Genomic DNA, 16,858 nt, shown 5'->3' with positions numbered 1-16,858 from the left:
CCCGCCCATGGATGCCGCCGCCCGTCTGAGCCAGCTCCGCGCCCAGGCCGGGCGCGTCGTCCAGACCCCGCTTGCGAAGCTGATCGCCGGCGATCCGGCGCGCGCGCAGGAGTTCGCGCTGCGCGTCGGCCCGATCTACGCCAACTTCGCCCGCCAGCATTACGACCGCGACGCGCTCGCCGCGTTGTTCGCACTCGCGCAGTCGGTCGATGCCCCCGCGCGACTGAAGGCGCTGTTCGACGGCGAGAAGATCAACCTCACCGAAGGCCGCAGCGTGCTGCACACGTCGCTGCGCAGCGACCTGTCGGACGCGCCCGTCGCAAAGGCGGCCCACGCGCAGGCGCTCGAAGCGCGCACGCGGATGCGCGCGCTGGTCGAATCGCTTTCCAGCAGCGGCATCACCGACGTTGTCAGCGTCGGCATCGGCGGTTCCGATCTCGGTCCGCGCCTGGCCGTGGATGCATTGGGCGGCGCGAAGCCCGGCCGCCTGCGCGTGCATTTCCTCAGCAACGTCGACGGCCATGCGGCGCAGCGCGTGCTGGCCGGGCTCGATCCCGCGCGCACCGCCGCGGTGCTGATTTCCAAGACCTTCGGCACGCAGGAAACGCTGCTCAACGGCGCGATCCTGCGCGACTGGCTCGGCGGCACGGAGCGGCTGTACGCCGTGTCGGCGAACGTCGAGCGTGCGGCGCAGACGTTCTCGATTCCCGCCGAACGCATCCTGCCGATGTGGGACTGGGTCGGCGGCCGTTATTCGCTGTGGTCGGCGGTGGGTTTACCGATCGCGCTGGCGATCGGCATGGACGCCTTCGAGCAGATGCTCGCGGGCGCCGCCGAAATGGACGCGCACGTCCTGCGCACGCCGGCCGAATCGAACCTTGCGTTCTGGCACGCGCTGACCGGCGTGTGGAACCGCAACGGCCTGGGCTATTCGACGCAGGCCGTGCTGCCGTACGACGAACGCCTGAAGCTGCTGTCGAACTACCTGCAGCAGTTGGTGATGGAAAGCCTCGGCAAGTCCACGCGCACCGACGGCACGCCGGTCGGCGTGGAAACCGTGCCGGTATGGTGGGGCGGCGCCGGCACCGACACGCAGCACAGCTTCTTCCAGGCGCTGCACCAGGGCACGTCGATCGTGCCTGCGGACTTCATCGGTGTGATCCGCGCCGATGCGCCGTATCCGCAGAACCATCGCGCGCTGCAGGCCAACCTGCTCGCGCAGACCGAAGCGTTCGCGAACGGCCAGGCGAGCGACGACCCGCACCGCGCGTACGCCGGCGGTCGCCCGACGACGACGATCCTGCTCGACGCACTGACGCCGCACAGCTTCGGCGCGCTGCTCGCGCTGTACGAACACAGCGTGTACCTGCAGTCGCTGGTGTGGGGCATCAACGCCTTCGACCAGTTCGGCGTGGAGCTGGGCAAGCAGGTCGCGAACCGGCTGCTGCCGGCGCTGGAAGGTCAGGCGCAGGCGGACGATCCGGTGACGCGCGCGTTGCTGGAACAGCTGCGCGGCCGATAGCGGACGCATTCGTAGCAAGGTTCTTGTAGCCCGGGTAAGCGCAGCGCACCCGGGTCATGCGCCAAAGTCCCCGGGTGCGCTTCGCTTACCCGGGCTACACAAGCGCGGCGTCAGCTCGCCGGACCCACCCCATGCCGCCGCAGCGCCCACTCGATGTGCTCGCGCACCATCGGGCTCGCGGACGTCCATCGCCCACGCAGCGCGCCGATCACCTCCGGCGTCGAGGGTGCATTCCCCAGCGCGACGGCGATATTCCGCAACCACCGTTCATGCCCGCTGCGACGGATCGCCGTACCCTCCGTGCGTTGCAGGAACTCCTCCTCGCTCCACGCGAACAGATCCACCAGCGTCGCCTTGTCCAGGTCGTTGCGTACGCGGAAATCCGGCTCGTCCGTGCGTCGGGCGAACTTGTTCCAGGGGCACGCCAGCTGGCAGTCGTCGCAACCGAAGATGCGGTTGCCGATCGGCGCGCGCAGGTCTTCGGGAATCGTGCCTTCGTGCTCGATCGTGAGATACGCGATGCAGCGCCGCGCATCCAGCCGGTACGGCGCGACGATCGCCTGCGTCGGGCATATGTCGATGCAGCGCCGGCACGTGCCGCAGTGCGCGCTCGCGGGCGCGTCGATCGGCAGCGGCAGGTCGACGTAGATCTCGCCGAGGAAGAAGAACGAACCGCCGTCCTTGTCGATCAGGCAGGTGTGCTTGCCGATCCAGCCAAGTCCCGCGTTGCGCGCGAGCGCGCGCTCCAGCACCGGTGCCGAATCGACGAACACGCGATGGCCGAACGGACCGACGACCTCGGCGATACGGTCGGCGAGACGTTGCAGGCGCTGGCGCATGAGCTTGTGGTAATCGCGGCCCAGCGCGTAACGCGCGACGTACGCGCGTTCGGCGTCGTCGAGCGTGGCCCAGGCTTCATCGGTGTCGCGCCCGTAATCGAGGCCGACCGAGATCACGCGCACCGTACCCGGATGCAGTTCGTGCGGACGCGCGCGCAGTTCGCCATGGCGCGCCATCCAGTCCATCGAACCGTACAGCCCCTGTGCGAGCCAGTCGCGCAGGTGCGCTTCGTCCTCGCCGAGTTCGACGCCGGCGATGCCGCAGCGCTGGAAGCCGAACTCGCGAGCCAGTTCGCGCACGCGCGCAGCCAGCACGCCGTAATCGGGCGCGGGGGCGGGCAGGGACGGGGGCGAAGCGGCGGGATTCACGGCATGCCAAGTATAGAATCGCGCGATGGCCCACGCCGCCCATCCCTCCCACGCGCTGTTCGACGCCGCCGCGCTGCGACGGCTGGAGGCACACGCGACGCAGCGCCTGGGCGACGGGTTCGAACTGATGCGCCGCGCCGGCCAGGCCGCATGGCGCGATCTCCTCATGCGCTGGCCGCAGGCGATGCGGATCGTCGTCGTGTGCGGCCCCTGCAACAACGGGGGAGACGGTTACGTGCTCGCACGCCACGCGCGCGAGTCCGGACGCGACGTGCGCGTCGTCCGTCTGCCTGAACACGCTCCGCGAAGCGAGCTCGCGCGCCGTGCCGCCGATGAATACGCGCAATGCGGCGGCGCGAACGAAATGTTCGACCACGCCTTGCCGCCGTGCGACGTCGTCATCGACGCGCTGTTCGGCATCGGCTTCGCACGCGCGCCGGATGCGGCGACGCGGGCGCTGATCGCCGCGATGAACGCGAGCCGTGCGCCGGTGTTCGCGCTCGACGTTCCCAGCGGCATCGATGCCGATCGTGGCGGCGCGCCGGGCGAGGCGGTGATCGCCGCGCGCACGATCGAATTCATCGCGCCCAAAGCCGGGTTGCGCACCGGTGTCGCGCTCGATCATGCCGGCACGCTGGCGCTCGCATCGCTCGATCTCGGACCCGCCGATTTCGACGGCGTCGCCGCCATCGCCGAACGCCTCGCCGCCGCCGATCTGCCGCGCTGGCTCGCGCCGCGTCCGCGCGACAGCCACAAGGGCCGCAACGGCCGCGTGCTGTGCATTGGCGGGGATCACGGCAGCGGCGGCGCGATCATGCTCTGCGCGGAAGCGGCACTGCGCAGCGGTGCGGGACTGGTGGAAGCCGCCACGCGCGAACGTCACGTCGCGCCGCTGCTCGCGCGATTGCCCGAAGCGATGGCGCACGACGTCGGCGATGCAGATGCGCTGCATGCCGCGCTCGATCGCGCGGATGCGGTCGCGCTCGGCCCCGGGCTCGGGCAGGGCCCATGGAGCCTGCCGCTGTACGAGCGCGCGATCGCCAGCGGAAAGCCGCTGCTGCTCGATGCCGATGCGTTGAACCTGCTGGCGACGCGCCCGTTCGCGTTGCCGGCCGATGCGGTGATCACGCCCCATCCGGGCGAAGCAGCGCGCCTGCTCGATGCGAACACCGCCGACATCCAGCGCGATCGCTTCGCCGCCGCACGTGCGTTGTGCGATCGCTATGCGTGCGTGGTCGTGCTCAAGGGTGCGGGCACGATAGTCGCCGCCGCGCACGAAACGCCGCGCGTGATCGGCGCGGGCAATCCCGGCATGGCGGTCGGCGGCATGGGCGACGTGCTCAGCGGCGTGATCGCCGCACTGCGCGCGCAGGGGCTGAACGCCTTCGATGCCGCCGCGTGCGGCGCGCTGCTGCATTCGGCGGCGGGCGACGCCGCCGCGCACGACGGCGGCGAACGCGGGCTGCTTCCCAGCGATCTCATGCCGTGGTTGCGGCATTTCGCCAATCCAGAACCGTACGTCCCGGAGCCGATGCGATGACCGAACTGTGGTTGCCCGATGCCGATGCCACCGACGCGTTGGGCGCGCGCCTGGCGTTGACGCGTCCCGCGCAGGCGGTGGTGCATCTGCACGGCGACCTGGGCGCGGGCAAGTCGACGATCGCGCGGGCGTTGTTGCGCGCGCTTGGCGTGCAGGGCGCGATCCGCAGTCCGACGTACACGCTGGTCGAACGTTATCCCTTGGCCGATGGCGGCGAGGCGTGGCATCTGGATCTCTATCGCATCGCAGATCCTGGCGAGCTGGAATTCCTCGGTCTCGACGGCGCGGAAGTGCGGCTGTGGCTGGTCGAATGGCCGGAGCGGGGCGTCGGTGCGCTGCCGGCGCCGGACCTGACCGTCGAGCTGTCCATGCGTGGACCGGGGCGGATCGCCCGCCTGCACCCGGGCTCGCCGGTCGGCGACGCCTGGGCCGGGCGGGTGTCTTCGGGGCACGAAGTTGCAGGCGACTCCTGAACGGATTTGCAGGAAAAGTCGCCAGGTGCCGGATTCGTAAGGGAAAAGTGCTTGCAAATTTAATATCGCGGTGCTTGACTACCGGCCATGCGTGTCAAGGCCGCCACCGTCCAGAAATGCCTGCTCGGCCTCGCGCTGCTCGCGGCGCTGGCCTGGAATCTCGCCCACGCCAGTGAAATCAAGGGCTTGGAACTGCGCGACGGCGCCACCGGCACCCGCGCCGAAATCGCCCTGGACCGTGCCGCCGAATTCAAGGTCATCAGCCTCAAGGGGCCGGATCGCCTCGTCATCGACCTTCCGTCCTCCGCGCTGGCCCGCGGCCTGCGTCTGCCGTCCGCTGTCGGCGTGGTGAAGTCGGTCCGCACCGGCGAACCGACGCCCGGGACGGCCCGCATCGTGTTCGATCTGGCCCAGCCGGTCGCCGTGCTCAAGCCGCGCATCGAACAGGCCGGCGACGGTCCGCGCCTGGTGCTGGAATGGCCGGGCGACGGCGCTTCGTCCGCCGCGGCCGTCGCCTCCGCGCCCGCGCAGCCCGCTGCCGTCGCGCCGGCGGTCGCAACCGCTGCCGCACCGCCGGCCGAATCCCTGGCACCGAAGTTCGACCCGGCCGCCTCGTCGGCGGCGACGACGCGCCTGATCACCGAGATCGTCGCGCGCAACGAGAGCACCGCCGCGCCGACGCCGTCCGCCGCGCCGGCGTCCGCCGCGACCGTTCCGCCGTCGGCGATGCCGAGCGTCACGCCGATCGCGTCCGCAGCCACGCTGCTGCCGGCGACGGCTTCGCAGAACACGATCGCGCCGGCGAAGCCGCCCGTCGCGACCACCATCGCCACCGGCGTTCCGACCCGCATCGCCACCGGCGTACCGACGCCCATGCCAGGTTCGGCGCTGGCCGCGTCGGGTAACGCGACGGCAGCCGAAGCCGAAGCGCCCGCGAAGCAGGCGCCGGTCAAGACGATGAAGGACGTGATGCGCGGTCGCGGCATGCGTCCGCTGGTCATCGCCATCGACGCCGGCCACGGCGGGCAGGACCCGGGCGCGATCGGCCCGTCGGGCAAGCGCGAGAAGGACGCGACGCTGGCGATCGCCCGCGAACTGGCGCGGCAGGTCAACGCCACCCCGGGCCTGAAGGCCTACCTCACGCGCGACACCGACGTGTTCATCCCGCTGCCGCGTCGCGCGCAGCTGGCGCGCGCGGCCAAGGCGGACATGTTCATCTCCATCCATGCCGACGCCGCGGAAAACCGCGCCGCGCGCGGCTCGTCGGTGTACGTGTTGTCGCTCAAGGGCGCGTCCTCGCAGCGCGCCCGCTGGCTGGCCGACAAGGAAAACGCGTCCGATCTCATCGGCGGCGTGCGCCTGGAGCAGACCAGCAACACGCTGGCCTCGGTGCTGCTCGACCTTACCCAGAGCGGCCACATGAAGGCCTCCGAGGACGCCGCCGGCCATGTGCTCGACGGCCTCAAGCGCGTGGGCAACAACCACAAGCCGAACATCGAGCGCGCCAACTTCGCCGTGCTGCGCACGTCCGACATGCCGGCGATGCTGGTCGAAACCGCCTTCATCTCGAATCCCGAAGAAGAGAAGCGGCTCAACGATCCCGGCCACCAGCGCAAGCTCGCGCGTGCGGTGCTGGATGGCGTCAACACCTATTTCACCCGCCAACCGCCGCCGGGCACGCTCTACGCGGCGCGCGCCGACGCGCAGTACGCATCGGGTGGCGAAGCGAGCGGCGGCAGCCTCTGAGCCGCGGATCCAATCGGACCTGAAAGCGCGGACACGCCTCGCCGTATCCGCCCCATCGACGTTGATCCGTATCGAAGGCGGGCCCAGCGTTCCGCAGGTTTTTTTCCGTCCGGCACGGCGAGCGGGGCGGCGCCGTCGGCTATCATGCGTGGCGATTCTTCCGCGATTCCGGACCGCTTCGCCCAGCCGTGACGATCCGCCAGCTCCCCGACACCCTCATCAACCAGATCGCCGCCGGCGAGGTCATCGAGCGTCCCGCTTCGGTGGTCAAGGAGCTCGTCGAGAACGCGCTCGACGCCGGCGCGCGCCGCATCGACATCGACCTGGAAGAAGGCGGCGTCCGCCTGATCCGCATCCGCGACGACGGCAAGGGCATCGAGCCCGGCGAACTGCCGCTTGCGGTCTCGCGCCACGCGACCAGCAAGATCGCCTCGCTCGACGACCTGGAAGGCGTGGCGACGCTCGGTTTCCGTGGCGAGGCGCTGCCCTCGATCGCCTCGGTCAGCCGCTTCGCGCTCACCTCGCGCCGCGTGGGCAGCGATCGCGCGGCGACGCTGGAAATCGACGGCGGCCGTCCCGGCGAGGTCATGCCGAAGCCGCACCCGCCGGGGACGACGGTCGAGGTGCGCGACCTGTTCTTCAACGTGCCGGCGCGGCGCAAGTTCCTGAAGGCCGAGCGCACCGAGCTCGGCCACATCGAGGAATGGCTGCGGCAGCTGGCGCTCGCGCGTCCGGACGTCGAACTGCGCGTCTCGCACAACGGCAAGCCGTCGCGTCGCTGGAAAGGCGAGGGCGACCCCGGATCCGGTCCGGGGCAGGCCCTGTTGTCCGAAGTGCGCCTGCACGAAGCGCTTGGCGAGGAATTCGCCCGCAACGCGCTGCGCGTCGAACACGCCGGCGCCGGCCTGCGCCTGCACGGGTGGATCGCGCAGCCCGCCTACAACCGCGCCAGCGCCGACCAGCAATACCTCTACGTCAACGGCCGCGCGGTGCGCGATCGCAGCATCGCGCACGCGATCAAGCAGGCGTATGCCGACGTGCTCTTCCACGGCCGCCAGCCGGCGTACGTGCTGTTCCTCGAACTCGACCCGCGCCGCGTCGACGTCAACGTGCATCCGGCCAAGCACGAAGTGCGGTTCCGCGACGCGCGGCTGATCCACGATTTCGTCTACCGCACCCTGCAGGACGCGCTGGCCGAAACGCGCGCCGGCACGGTCGCGGGCGTCGCCGGCATGCCGGCGAACGACGCGGTGGCGACGCCCGCATTCGGCGGTCATGCCAGCGCGGCGCCGGCCTACGGGTATCTCGATCGCGCCACGCAGTCGCCGCTGCCGATGCAGGTGGCGGACACCCGCGCCGGTTACGCGGCGCTGTACGGCGGCGGGGCCGCGACCGCGGTGGCGCCGTCGTTCGCGCAGGTGTCGCAACCGGCGACGTTGCCGCACGGCGAGGACGCCACGCTGCCGCCGCTCGGTTATGCGATCGCGCAATTGCATGGCATCTACATCCTCGCCGAGAGCGCGGAAGGCCTGATCGTCGTCGACATGCACGCCGCGCACGAGCGCATCGGCTACGAGAAGCTCAAGACAGCGCACGACGGGGAAGGCCTGCGCACGCAGCCGCTGCTCGTCCCGGCGACGCTGGCGGTATCCGAGCGCGAGGCCGAAGTCGCCGAACGCGAGGCGCGGACGCTGGCCGAACTCGGCTTCGAAGTGACCCGCAGCGGCCCGCAGTCGCTGACCTTGCGCGCGGTGCCGGCGCTGCTCGCGCACGGCGACGTCGAGGCGCTGCTGCGCGACGTGCTGGCCGACCTCCGCGAACATGGCGAATCCCGCCGCGTCGCCGCCGCGCGCGACGAACTGCTCGCGACGATGGCCTGCCACGGCGCGGTGCGCGCGAACCGGCGTCTCACTCTGCCCGAGATGAATGCCCTGTTGCGCGAGATGGAAATCACCGAGCGCTCCGGCCAGTGCAATCATGGCCGTCCCACCTGGGCGCGGTTCACGCTGCCCGACATCGACCGCTGGTTCCTGCGAGGACGTTGAATGGCTTCAGTCGCGAAGGGGGCACTGATCCTCATGATGCTGGGTGCGATCACCGCCTGCGGGCCAGGCCGGGACGATGCCGCGAGCGCCGAACAGGCGAAGGCGGCGCAGGTGGCCTTCCAGCGCGAGCTGGACGTGGTGCGCCAGACGCGCATCGCCGAGCTGACCCGGCCCGACGGCTGGACCAGTCTGGTCGGGCTGCACTGGATCGACCCGGGCGCGCATTACGTCGGCGCTTCCGCCGGCAACGGGATCAAGCTGGCGGTCGGTCCGGCGCACCTGGGCATGATCGACCTGGGCAAGGGCGGCATCCGCTTCGTCGCGGAGAAGGGCGTGGCGATGACGCTCGATGGCCAGCCGTTCACCGGCGAGACGTTCCTGCGCGCCGACGACGCGCCGGCCGGGCCCAGCGTCATCGCGTTCGATGAAGGCAAGGGCGTGGCGACGGTGATCAAGCGCGGCGATCGCTACCTGCTGCGCGTGAAGCACGCCGACGCGCCCACGCGCACCGGCTTCCGCGGCATCGAGTACTGGCCGACCAGCGCCGACTGGCGCGTGGAAGGCCGCTTCGTGCCGCATCCGGCGGGCAAGACGCTGGAGATCGCCAACATCATCGGCACCACCGACGCGGTGCCGAATCCGGGCGCGATCGAGTTCCAGCACGGCGGCAAGACCTTCCGCATCGAAGCGCTCGACGAGGGCGGCGACACGCTGTTCCTGGTCTTCGCCGATCGCACCAGCGGACACGGCAGCTATCCGGCCGGACGCTTCCTCGACGTCGCCAAGCCCGGCGTGGGCGGCACCGTCGTGCTCGATTTCAACCAGGCGCACAATCCGCCGTGCGCGTTCACCCCGTTCGCGACCTGCCCGCTGCCGCCGCCGGAAAACCGGCTGGACGTGGCGATCCAGGCCGGCGAGAAGACCTACGCCCACTCCGCTCCCTGATCCGGACCACCACCCGATGCGCCGCCTGAAGCTGCTCTGCCTTTCGCTCCTCGCTGCCGCGGGCCTGATGTCGATGGCCCTCGCTGTCGAGCAGGCGCGCTCGCCGTCGCAGCCGGCTCCGGTCGCACCAGGCGCAGGCGTCGCCACCGCGACGGCAAAGGCGCCGCCGGTGCCGCTGCTGTGGAAGGTGTCCGATCGCGACAACGCGGTGTACCTGCTCGGCTCGTTCCACCTGCTCAAGGCCGACGATTACCCGCTCTCGTCCGACATCGACCAGGCGTTCGCAAGCGCCGACAAGGTCGTTTTCGAAGTGCCGCCGGAGCAGTTGCTGGATCCGGCGACGGGGCAGAAATTCCTCGCCGCCGCCGGCTATGCGGATGGACGCACGCTCAGCCAGGTGCTGCCGCCGACCATGCGCGAGAAGTTCAACCGCATCCTTGCCCGTTACGACGAATCCATCGCGCAGTTCGACGCGTACGAGCCGTGGTTCGTGAACCTCTCGTTGATGCTGGGCATCTCGCAGCAGATGGGCTTCCAGCAGGAAAAGGGCCTGGACCAGGTGCTGATGCAGCAGGCGCGCGCGAGCGGAAAGGCGACCGGCGGACTGGAGTCGATCGACCTGCAGCTGAGCGTGCTCGATTCCACGCCGATGGACGAGCAGGTGAAGTCGCTGAAGGAATTCCTCGACAAGCCCATGGAAATGCCCGGCATGCTCAGCGACCTGCACAACGCGTGGCGCGACGGCGACCTCGCGCGGCTGGACACGCTCACGCGCGAGGAAATGCGCGAGAAAACGCCCGAGACGTACCGCATGGTCAACGTCGAGCGCAACGACGCGTGGGTGCCGCAGATCCAGCAGATGCTCGACGGACAGAAGAAGGGCGACACGCTGGTGGTCGTCGGCGCGCTGCACCTGCTCGGCGAGGATGGCGTGGTCGAGAAGTTGCGCGCGAAGGGCTATGCGGTGGAGCGCGTGTGCTCGGTGTGCGTGCCGGAAGCAGCGCCTGCGGGTGGGGCGACGCAAGGCGCGCCTGCGAACGCGTCGGCGAGGTAACGCTGTTTCTCCTGCGCTTCCGGGGCGTTCACTTCACCCAGCTCATCCCGGTTCACCCAGCGTCTCCCGGTCTTCGCCGGGATGACTTTTCGGGGGCGAACGCCTACGCCGCCACCATCACGATGCAATCCACCGGGCACGCCGGCACGCACAGCTCGCAGCCGGTGCACAGCGGGTCGATGACGGTGTGCATGTGCCTGGAACCGCCGACGATCGCGTCCACGGGGCACGCCTGGATGCATTTGGTGCAGCCGATGCAGTCCGCTTCGACGATCAGCGCCACCTGTGGCGGCTTGTGTTCGCCGCGCGTCCGGTCGAACGGTTTCGCCGGCACGTCCAGCAGCTTCGCGAGCGCACGCGCGCCCTCGTCGCCGCCGGGCGGACAGCGGTCGACCTCCGCCTCGCCGCGCGCCATCGCCTCCGCATAAGGACGGCAGCCCGCGTAGCCGCACTGCCCGCATTGGGTTTGCGGGAGCAGGCGGTCGAGGCGTTCGGTCAGGTCCATGAGCGGGAAAAAACGAGGGGAGAGGAACGAGAAACGAGTAGGAGTGCCGGCGTCACTCGCTTCTCACTCCTGATCACTCGTTCCTGGTCGTTCAGCGCACCGGCGCCCCCGGCTGCACGCCTGCATCCGCATCGAGCAGGTGCAGCGAGCCGCCGTCGAAACCGGCCGACAGGATCATTCCCTCGCTGGTGCCGAAGCGCATCTTGCGCGGCGCGAGGTTGGCGATGAACACGACGCTGCGGCCGACGAGCTTTTCCGGTTCGCCGTAGGAACCGCGGATGCCGGAGAAGATCTGGCGCGTGCCCAGCTCGCCGGCGTCGAGTTCGAAACGCAGCAGCTTGTCGGAGCCTTCCACGAATTCGCACGCGACCACCTTGCCCACGCGCAGGTCGAGCTTGGCGAAGTCGTCGATGCCGATGGTCGGTGCGGCATCGCCCGCGGCAGGCGCCGGTGCGGCGGCGGCCTTGGGTTCGGCCTTGGCGGTGGTTTCAGTCCTGGCGTCGGCCTTCGGGGCCAGCGAATCCTTGGAAGCGTCGATCATGGTCTGGATCTGTTTCGGGTCGATGCGGGTGAACAGCGGGGTGTACTCGTTGATCCTGTGATTGAGCAGGAGCTGCGAGTAATTCAGTTCATGGAAATGCTGCACTGGCTTGTTGAGGAACTGCTCGCCGCGGCAAGCGATTTCCGGGACGATCGGCTTCAGGCATGCATTCAATACGTGGAACGCGTTCAACGCAGTCGTGCAGACGATCTGCAGTTCTGATCGCCTGGATTCGTCCTTCGCCAGCTGCCATGGCGCGCGTCGCGCGATGTACTCGTTCGTCCGGTCGGCAAGCATCATGACGGTGCGTGCTACGTCGGCGAAATCGTCTTCGGCGTATTTTGCGGGGATGTCGTCTGCCAGGGAGTAGATGTGACGAAGCAGTGCCGCTTCCTCGCTGTCCTCCAATGGCCGTTCGGTGGAAAGCTGGCCGTCGAAGTACTTTCCGATGAATCCGGCGCATCGGCTCGCGATGTTCACGAGCTTGCCGACCAAGTCCGAGTTGACGCGCTGAACGAAGTCCTCGAGGTTGAGGTCGACGTCGTCGACGCTGCCGGCCGACTTCGTGGCGTAGTAGTAACGCAGCGCTTCGGGATCGAGGCCGGCGTCGAGATAGGTGCGCGCCATGACGAAGGTGCCGCGCGACTTGGACATCTTGGCGCCGTCGACGGTGAGATAGCCGTTGACGTGCAGCCGCGTCGGCGCGCGGAAGCCCGCGCCGTGCAGCACCGCCGGCCAGAACAGGCCGTGGAAGTTGACGATGTCCTTGCCGATGAAGTGGTGCAGTTCGGCCGGGCTGTCGCGGCGCAGGTAGGACCAGAAGTCCAGGCCTTCGCGCTCGCACAGCGCCTGGAAGCTGGACAGGTAGCCGATCGGCGCGTCCAGCCAGACGTACAGGTACTTGCCCGGATGGCCGGGGATCTGGAAACCGAAGTACGGCGCGTCGCGCGAGATGTCCCACGCGCGCAGGCCGCCCTCGGCGTCCAGCCATTCCTGGAGCTTCGCCTTCACGCCGGGAAGCGCGACGTCGCCGGCGAGCCATTCGCGCAGGAAGCCGGCGAACTGGCCGACCTCGAAGAAGAAGTGTTCGGACTCGCGCAGCTCCGGCGTGGCGCCGCTGATGACCGAGCGCGGTTCCTTCAGTTCGGTCGGCGAGTAGGTCGCGCCGCAGTTCTCGCAGTTGTCCCCGTACTGGTCGGGCGTGCCGCAGTTGGGGCAGATGCCCTTCACGTAGCGGTCGGGCAGGAACATGCCCTTGACCGGGTCGTACAGCTGCGCGACCGAGCGGCGCGCGATGTGGCCGTTGTTGTCGAGCTTGGCGTAGATCGCCTCGGTCAGGACGCGGTTGCGTTCGGAATTGGTCGAGTCGTAATGATCGAAGGCGACGCCGAAATCGGCGAAGTCGCGCTCGTGGCTGGCCTGGATGCCGGCGATGAAGGCTTCCGGCGACTGCCCGGCCTTCTCGGCGGCGAGCATGATCGGCGTGCCGTGGGTGTCGTCGGCGCACACGTACCAGGCCTTGTGGCCGGCCATGCGCTGGGCGCGGCACCAGATGTCGGCCTGGGTGTAGCCGACCAGGTGGCCCAGGTGCAGGTGCCCGTTGGCGTAGGGCAGGGCGCAGGAAACGACGAACTCGCGGGACATGGGGGACCGGAATGCGAAGAGAGCCGGGGATTATCGCATGCGCGTCGCACGCCCCCGACGACGCACGGGCCTTTGTAGCCCGGGTAAGCGAAGCGCCCCCGGGGAAACGTGACGGTGGCTTCCCGGATGCGGCCGTCGATCCAGCCCGGCCCACAAAAGCAGAACGCCCCGGCATGCCGGGGCGTTCGTCGAAGCCGGGAGCGCCGTCAGCGGCGGTTCCAGGTCTGCGTGCGGCCCAGCAGCGAGAAGCCCATGAAGCCGCGCACTTCCAGCTTGTTGCCGTTGTCCACCGGGGTGACCTTGACCGAATAGACCTTGCCGCTGGCCGGGTCGAGGATCTGCCCGCCTTCCCAGGTCTCGCCCTTCTGCTTGATGCCCCACAGGATCACCATGCCCTTGACCGGCTTGTTCTTGCGCTCGCCGGAGCACTTGTCGCAGACCGGGTTCGGGCCGCGATCGGACTGGAGGATCTCCGTCACGCGGCCGGCGAGGCTGCCGTCCTTCGCTTCGTAGATCTCGACCACCGACTTGGGCTTCTGCGTCTTGTCGTCGATGGTGGTCCACTGGCCCACGGGCGAGGTCTGGGCGAAGGCGCCCAGCGGCAGGGCCAGCAACAACAGGGTGAGCAACTTGGTGCGCATGTGTCCCCTCCCAGGGATCGAATTCCGCCCAGTTATACCGCATCCGATGGCGTACGGAACCCCGTCCCGGACGCCTGCCGCACGCAAAAAAAGACCCCGCCTCGCGGCGGGGTCCGGGACTTCGCGAAGCGAAACGTTTACTTGCCGAAGTTGTAGCGCATCTCCACGTACATGGAGCGGCCGTACGCGCTGTACAGGTAGTTGTTGTACGGCGTGTCCTCCGTGCCCGGGAAGTTCGACGCCTGGTCTTCCGGCGTCTTGTCGAGGACGTTGTTGACCAGGAGCGACAGGCGGATGTTGTCGGTCGCGTCGTAGTTGAACGTCAGGTTGTAGGTCGAGTACGGCGCGAACCAGCCGGCGCGCGCACCGTTGATCTCGTCGTCCCACGAGCCGGTCGCGTAGGCCACGTAGTTCGGCGTCTTGCCGATGCGGTTGGCGTACACGGTGGTGGTCAGCTTGCCGATGTTCCAGCCCACCGACGCGTCGGCGCGGGTCTTCGCATAGGCGTCGTACACCCACATGTAGTACGGATCGCGCAGCAGGTCGATCTCGTCCTCACCCGGCAGCGGCGTGACCGTGTGCTTGAGGTTGTTGGTGTAGTTGCCGGCGAAGGCCAGCGAGCCCCACTTGCCGATGTCCAGCACGTAGTTGAGGCTGGCGGTGACCGCTTCCAGCTTCTGCTGCGAGACGTTGATCTTCGGTGTGTAGATCTGCTGGATCTCGTTGTTGGCGCCGCGGGTCACCCAGGCGAGGGCGTTGTCGCAGCTGGCCGAGGCGGTGTTGGCCTGGCCGGTGCGGCAGAAGTACTCGGCCAGCAGCAGCTGGTCGCTGCTGAGCTGGTCGACCTCGTCGCGGATGTCCCAGTGGAAGTAATCCATCGAGAACGAGAGGTTGTTGATCGGCGCCCACACGAAACCGGCGTTCCACACGTCGGCCTCGATCGGCTGCAGGTCCGGGTTGCCCGACTGCTGGCCGAAGTACTGCGTGCTGTCGTACGCGCAGTCCTGGGTGTTGCCCGGCGTGTAGCCTTCCAGCGAGCAGCGGTAGTAATCGGTGTCGGAGCTGTAGTAGCCGCTCAGGCCCTGGAACACGTCCGACAGCGTCGGCGCGCGGAACGCCGTGCCGTACTTGCCGCGCAGCAGGAAGCTTTCGACCGGACGGTATTCCACGCCGATGCTGTAGGTGGGCTTGTCGATGGTCTGGCCGGCGACCTTGAACGCGTCGTAGCGGCCGGACACCGTCACCGTCAGCGGCTCCCACAGCGGCAGGCGCAGTTCGCCGGTCACCGCATAGCGGTCGCGATCGCCCGAACCGTTCACCGAGGTCAGGCCCCAGATCTCCGATTCCAGCGTCTCCGGATCCTGCATCAGGCGCGCGTCGGGCGTGTAGTCCCAGCTCTGCGTGCCGCCCTCGACCACCACCGCCAGGCCGGCATCGCCGCCCGGCAGCGAGAACAGCGCCGAGTTGGTCAGCTGCGCACGCAGGGTGTTGTCGGTGGTCTTGCTGCGCGTGTCGACGAAGCCGGTGAAGCTGGCGAAGTCGGACGGCGACATCGGCGTGTAGAAGGCCGCGTAATTCGGACGGAAGATCGGATAGCCGCTTTCCGTGCCCAGCTGCGGGCCCAGCACGTGGTCGAGGAAGTAGTTGTCGATCGCGTCGGCGAAGCGGACCCACTGGTGCTCGGTCAGCTTGTACTCGGTGCGGGTGAAGCCGACGTCCCAGTCCCAGTTGCTGCCGAACATGCCGCTCGCGCCCAGGGTGACCTGGTAGGAACGGTTGCGGTCGGTGTTCATGATGTCCTTGAAGCCCTGGCCGCCGATGTCCTCGGGCGAGAACGCGCGCTGCAGGTTCAGGAACGCATCCTGGTCCGGATCGTAGTAGTAGCCGTACTTCGCGCTGGTGCCCCACCAGGTGTAGCCCGAACCGGTGGCGTACTCCACGTCCTCGTGGTTGGTTAGCACGTCGGCGTAGAGCTGGACGTTGTCGGTCAGGTCGTACGTGCCATGCCCGTAGATCTGCGTGGCTTCCTTGCCGTTGAGCAGCGTGCGGTAGCCCGGCGTGCTGAACGAACCGCAGTACTGGCCGAGGTTCGGCCGCGACTGCAGGCCCTCGGTGCCGCCGAACTGGCCGGTCACGTTCGCGCAGTTGGCCGGATCCAGGAACAGGTACGAGTTGCCGGCCGAGCCGTTGATCACCACGTAGTCGCGGCTGGCCGCAGCGGCGGAATAGCCGTTGGGGTTGTACTGCTTGGTGAGGTCGCGCTGGTAGCCCCAGATCGGATCGCGGGTCTCGTACTGCAGGCCGCCGATCAGGTTCAGGCGGCCGTCGGCGCTGGTGAAGCCGTCGGACACGCTGACGCGGAAGCTGTCGCCGCCGCCGTCGCTGTACGCGCCACCGCGCAGGTTCACCGACAGGCCGTCGACGTTCTTCTTCAGGATCACGTTCACCACGCCGGCGATCGCGTCGGAGCCGTACAGCGACGACTGGCCGCCCGGCAGGATCTCGATGCGCTCGACCAGGTCGACCGGGATGCCGCTGATGTTGTTGAAGGTGTCCGAACCGTTGTACAGGGCCGGATAATTGGCCATCGGGCGGCCGTTGATCAGGTACTTGGTGTAGCCCGGATCGAGGCCGAACATGCCCGACGCTTCGGCGCCCTGCGTGAACGAGGCCGAGGTCTGGCCGCCCTGCAGGCCGCCGGTCTGGAACGTGGACTGCTGCAGCACGTCCGACACGCTGGTGAAGCCGCGCATCTGGATGTCTTCGGCCGAGATCACGGTGACCGGCGTGAAGTTCTCGATCTGCGTCTGCGGAATCAGCGAACCGGTGACCGTGACCTTGTCGAGGTCGGTGGCGGATCCGGCTTCCTGGGCCATCGCCACGCCGGCGACGGGCATGAGCGATGCGACGAGCAAAGCGGTGCTCAGTCGGCTGCGGCGCAGCCGATTGTTGGATACTGGCATCTGGTTGAACCCCTAAATGGACGTCAAGGAG

At 68.6% G+C, this 16,858-nt stretch carries 12 protein-coding genes; 7 read left to right on the top strand and 5 right to left on the bottom strand.

Annotated features, from left to right (window positions below):
* Positions 1 to 7: 7 nt before the first annotated feature.
* Positions 8 to 1,522 (top strand): glucose-6-phosphate isomerase, encoded by a 1,515-nt coding sequence (gene pgi / locus I4U41_RS02110; protein WP_206859348.1) that lies wholly within the window; start codon positions 8 to 10, stop codon positions 1,520 to 1,522.
* Positions 1,523 to 1,632: 110 nt separating this feature from the next.
* Here pgi and queG read toward each other — a convergent pair whose 3' ends face one another.
* Entirely contained in the window at positions 1,633 to 2,703 is a 1,071-nt protein-coding gene (queG, locus tag I4U41_RS02105) for a tRNA epoxyqueuosine(34) reductase QueG (RefSeq protein WP_206860371.1), read from the bottom strand.
* A 52-nt stretch (positions 2,704 to 2,755) separates the two neighbouring features.
* Here queG and I4U41_RS02100 point away from each other — a divergent pair, with 52 nt between their 5' ends.
* From I4U41_RS02100 to I4U41_RS02075, 6 genes are all read left to right on the top strand, one after another.
* Positions 2,756 to 4,270, top strand: coding sequence for an NAD(P)H-hydrate dehydratase (locus I4U41_RS02100; protein ID WP_206859347.1), 1,515 nt, complete (start codon positions 2,756 to 2,758; stop codon positions 4,268 to 4,270).
* Complete coding sequence (gene tsaE / locus I4U41_RS02095) at positions 4,267 to 4,743, top strand: tRNA (adenosine(37)-N6)-threonylcarbamoyltransferase complex ATPase subunit type 1 TsaE (RefSeq protein ID WP_206859346.1); 477 nt, start codon at positions 4,267 to 4,269, stop codon at positions 4,741 to 4,743. Before I4U41_RS02100 ends, tsaE begins: the two co-directional genes overlap by 4 nt.
* 87 nt (positions 4,744 to 4,830) lie before the next feature.
* A complete protein-coding gene (locus I4U41_RS02090; RefSeq protein WP_206859345.1) occupies positions 4,831 to 6,489 on the top strand; it encodes an N-acetylmuramoyl-L-alanine amidase in 1,659 nt (552 codons plus the stop codon).
* Positions 6,490 to 6,677: 188 nt separating this feature from the next.
* Positions 6,678 to 8,534, top strand: coding sequence for a DNA mismatch repair endonuclease MutL (mutL, locus tag I4U41_RS02085; RefSeq protein WP_206859344.1), 1,857 nt, complete (start codon positions 6,678 to 6,680; stop codon positions 8,532 to 8,534).
* Positions 8,535 to 8,570: 36 nt separating this feature from the next.
* Positions 8,571 to 9,479, top strand: coding sequence for a DUF1684 domain-containing protein (locus tag I4U41_RS02080; RefSeq protein WP_425492501.1), 909 nt, complete (start codon positions 8,571 to 8,573; stop codon positions 9,477 to 9,479).
* 16 nt (positions 9,480 to 9,495) lie between these two features.
* Positions 9,496 to 10,533 carry a TraB/GumN family protein gene (locus tag I4U41_RS02075; RefSeq protein ID WP_206859340.1) on the top strand — a complete coding sequence of 346 codons (1,038 nt, stop codon included), beginning with the start codon at positions 9,496 to 9,498 and terminating at the stop codon, positions 10,531 to 10,533.
* 103 nt (positions 10,534 to 10,636) lie between these two features.
* Here the strand turns inward: I4U41_RS02075 and rnfB are convergent, their stop codons facing one another.
* From rnfB to I4U41_RS02055, 4 genes are all read right to left on the bottom strand, one after another.
* Positions 10,637 to 11,038: an Rnf electron transport complex subunit RnfB gene (rnfB, locus tag I4U41_RS02070; RefSeq protein ID WP_206859338.1), complete on the bottom strand. Its 402-nt coding sequence runs from the start codon at positions 11,036 to 11,038 to the stop codon at positions 10,637 to 10,639.
* A 91-nt stretch (positions 11,039 to 11,129) separates the two neighbouring features.
* Complete coding sequence (gene metG / locus I4U41_RS02065; protein ID WP_206859337.1) at positions 11,130 to 13,223, bottom strand: methionine--tRNA ligase; 2,094 nt, start codon at positions 13,221 to 13,223, stop codon at positions 11,130 to 11,132.
* A gap of 206 nt (positions 13,224 to 13,429) precedes the next feature.
* Positions 13,430 to 13,864 (bottom strand): DUF2147 domain-containing protein, encoded by a 435-nt coding sequence (locus I4U41_RS02060; protein ID WP_206859333.1) that lies wholly within the window; start codon positions 13,862 to 13,864, stop codon positions 13,430 to 13,432.
* Between the two features lie 137 nt (positions 13,865 to 14,001).
* Positions 14,002 to 16,827: a TonB-dependent receptor plug domain-containing protein gene (locus tag I4U41_RS02055; RefSeq protein ID WP_206859331.1), complete on the bottom strand. Its 2,826-nt coding sequence runs from the start codon at positions 16,825 to 16,827 to the stop codon at positions 14,002 to 14,004.
* Positions 16,828 to 16,858: the final 31 nt, after the last annotated feature.

Origin of the sequence: Lysobacter changpingensis (genome assembly GCF_017308985.1) — a bacterium.
GTDB classification, from domain to species: Bacteria; Pseudomonadota; Gammaproteobacteria; order Xanthomonadales; family Xanthomonadaceae; genus Lysobacter_J; species Lysobacter_J changpingensis.
Note: the sequence above shows the minus strand (reverse complement) of the source record. Positions and strands in the feature narration are given on the sequence as shown.

Excerpts from the sequence above, each read along its gene's own strand:
- metG (WP_206859337.1), bottom strand. The coding sequence starts at position 13,223 with ATGTCCCGCGAGTTCGTCGTTTCCTGCGCCCTGCCCTACGCCAACGGG.
- I4U41_RS02075 (WP_206859340.1), top strand. The coding sequence starts at position 9,496 with ATGCGCCGCCTGAAGCTGCTCTGCCTTTCGCTCCTCGCTGCCGCGGGC.
- pgi (WP_206859348.1), top strand. The coding sequence starts at position 8 with ATGGATGCCGCCGCCCGTCTGAGCCAGCTCCGCGCCCAGGCCGGGCGC.
- tsaE (WP_206859346.1), top strand. The coding sequence starts at position 4,267 with ATGACCGAACTGTGGTTGCCCGATGCCGATGCCACCGACGCGTTGGGC.
- I4U41_RS02100 (WP_206859347.1), top strand. The coding sequence starts at position 2,756 with ATGGCCCACGCCGCCCATCCCTCCCACGCGCTGTTCGACGCCGCCGCG.
- I4U41_RS02080 (WP_425492501.1), top strand. The coding sequence starts at position 8,571 with ATGCTGGGTGCGATCACCGCCTGCGGGCCAGGCCGGGACGATGCCGCG.
- I4U41_RS02060 (WP_206859333.1), bottom strand. The coding sequence starts at position 13,864 with ATGCGCACCAAGTTGCTCACCCTGTTGTTGCTGGCCCTGCCGCTGGGC.
- rnfB (WP_206859338.1), bottom strand. The coding sequence starts at position 11,038 with ATGGACCTGACCGAACGCCTCGACCGCCTGCTCCCGCAAACCCAATGC.
- I4U41_RS02090 (WP_206859345.1), top strand. The coding sequence starts at position 4,831 with ATGCGTGTCAAGGCCGCCACCGTCCAGAAATGCCTGCTCGGCCTCGCG.
- I4U41_RS02055 (WP_206859331.1), bottom strand. The coding sequence starts at position 16,827 with ATGCCAGTATCCAACAATCGGCTGCGCCGCAGCCGACTGAGCACCGCT.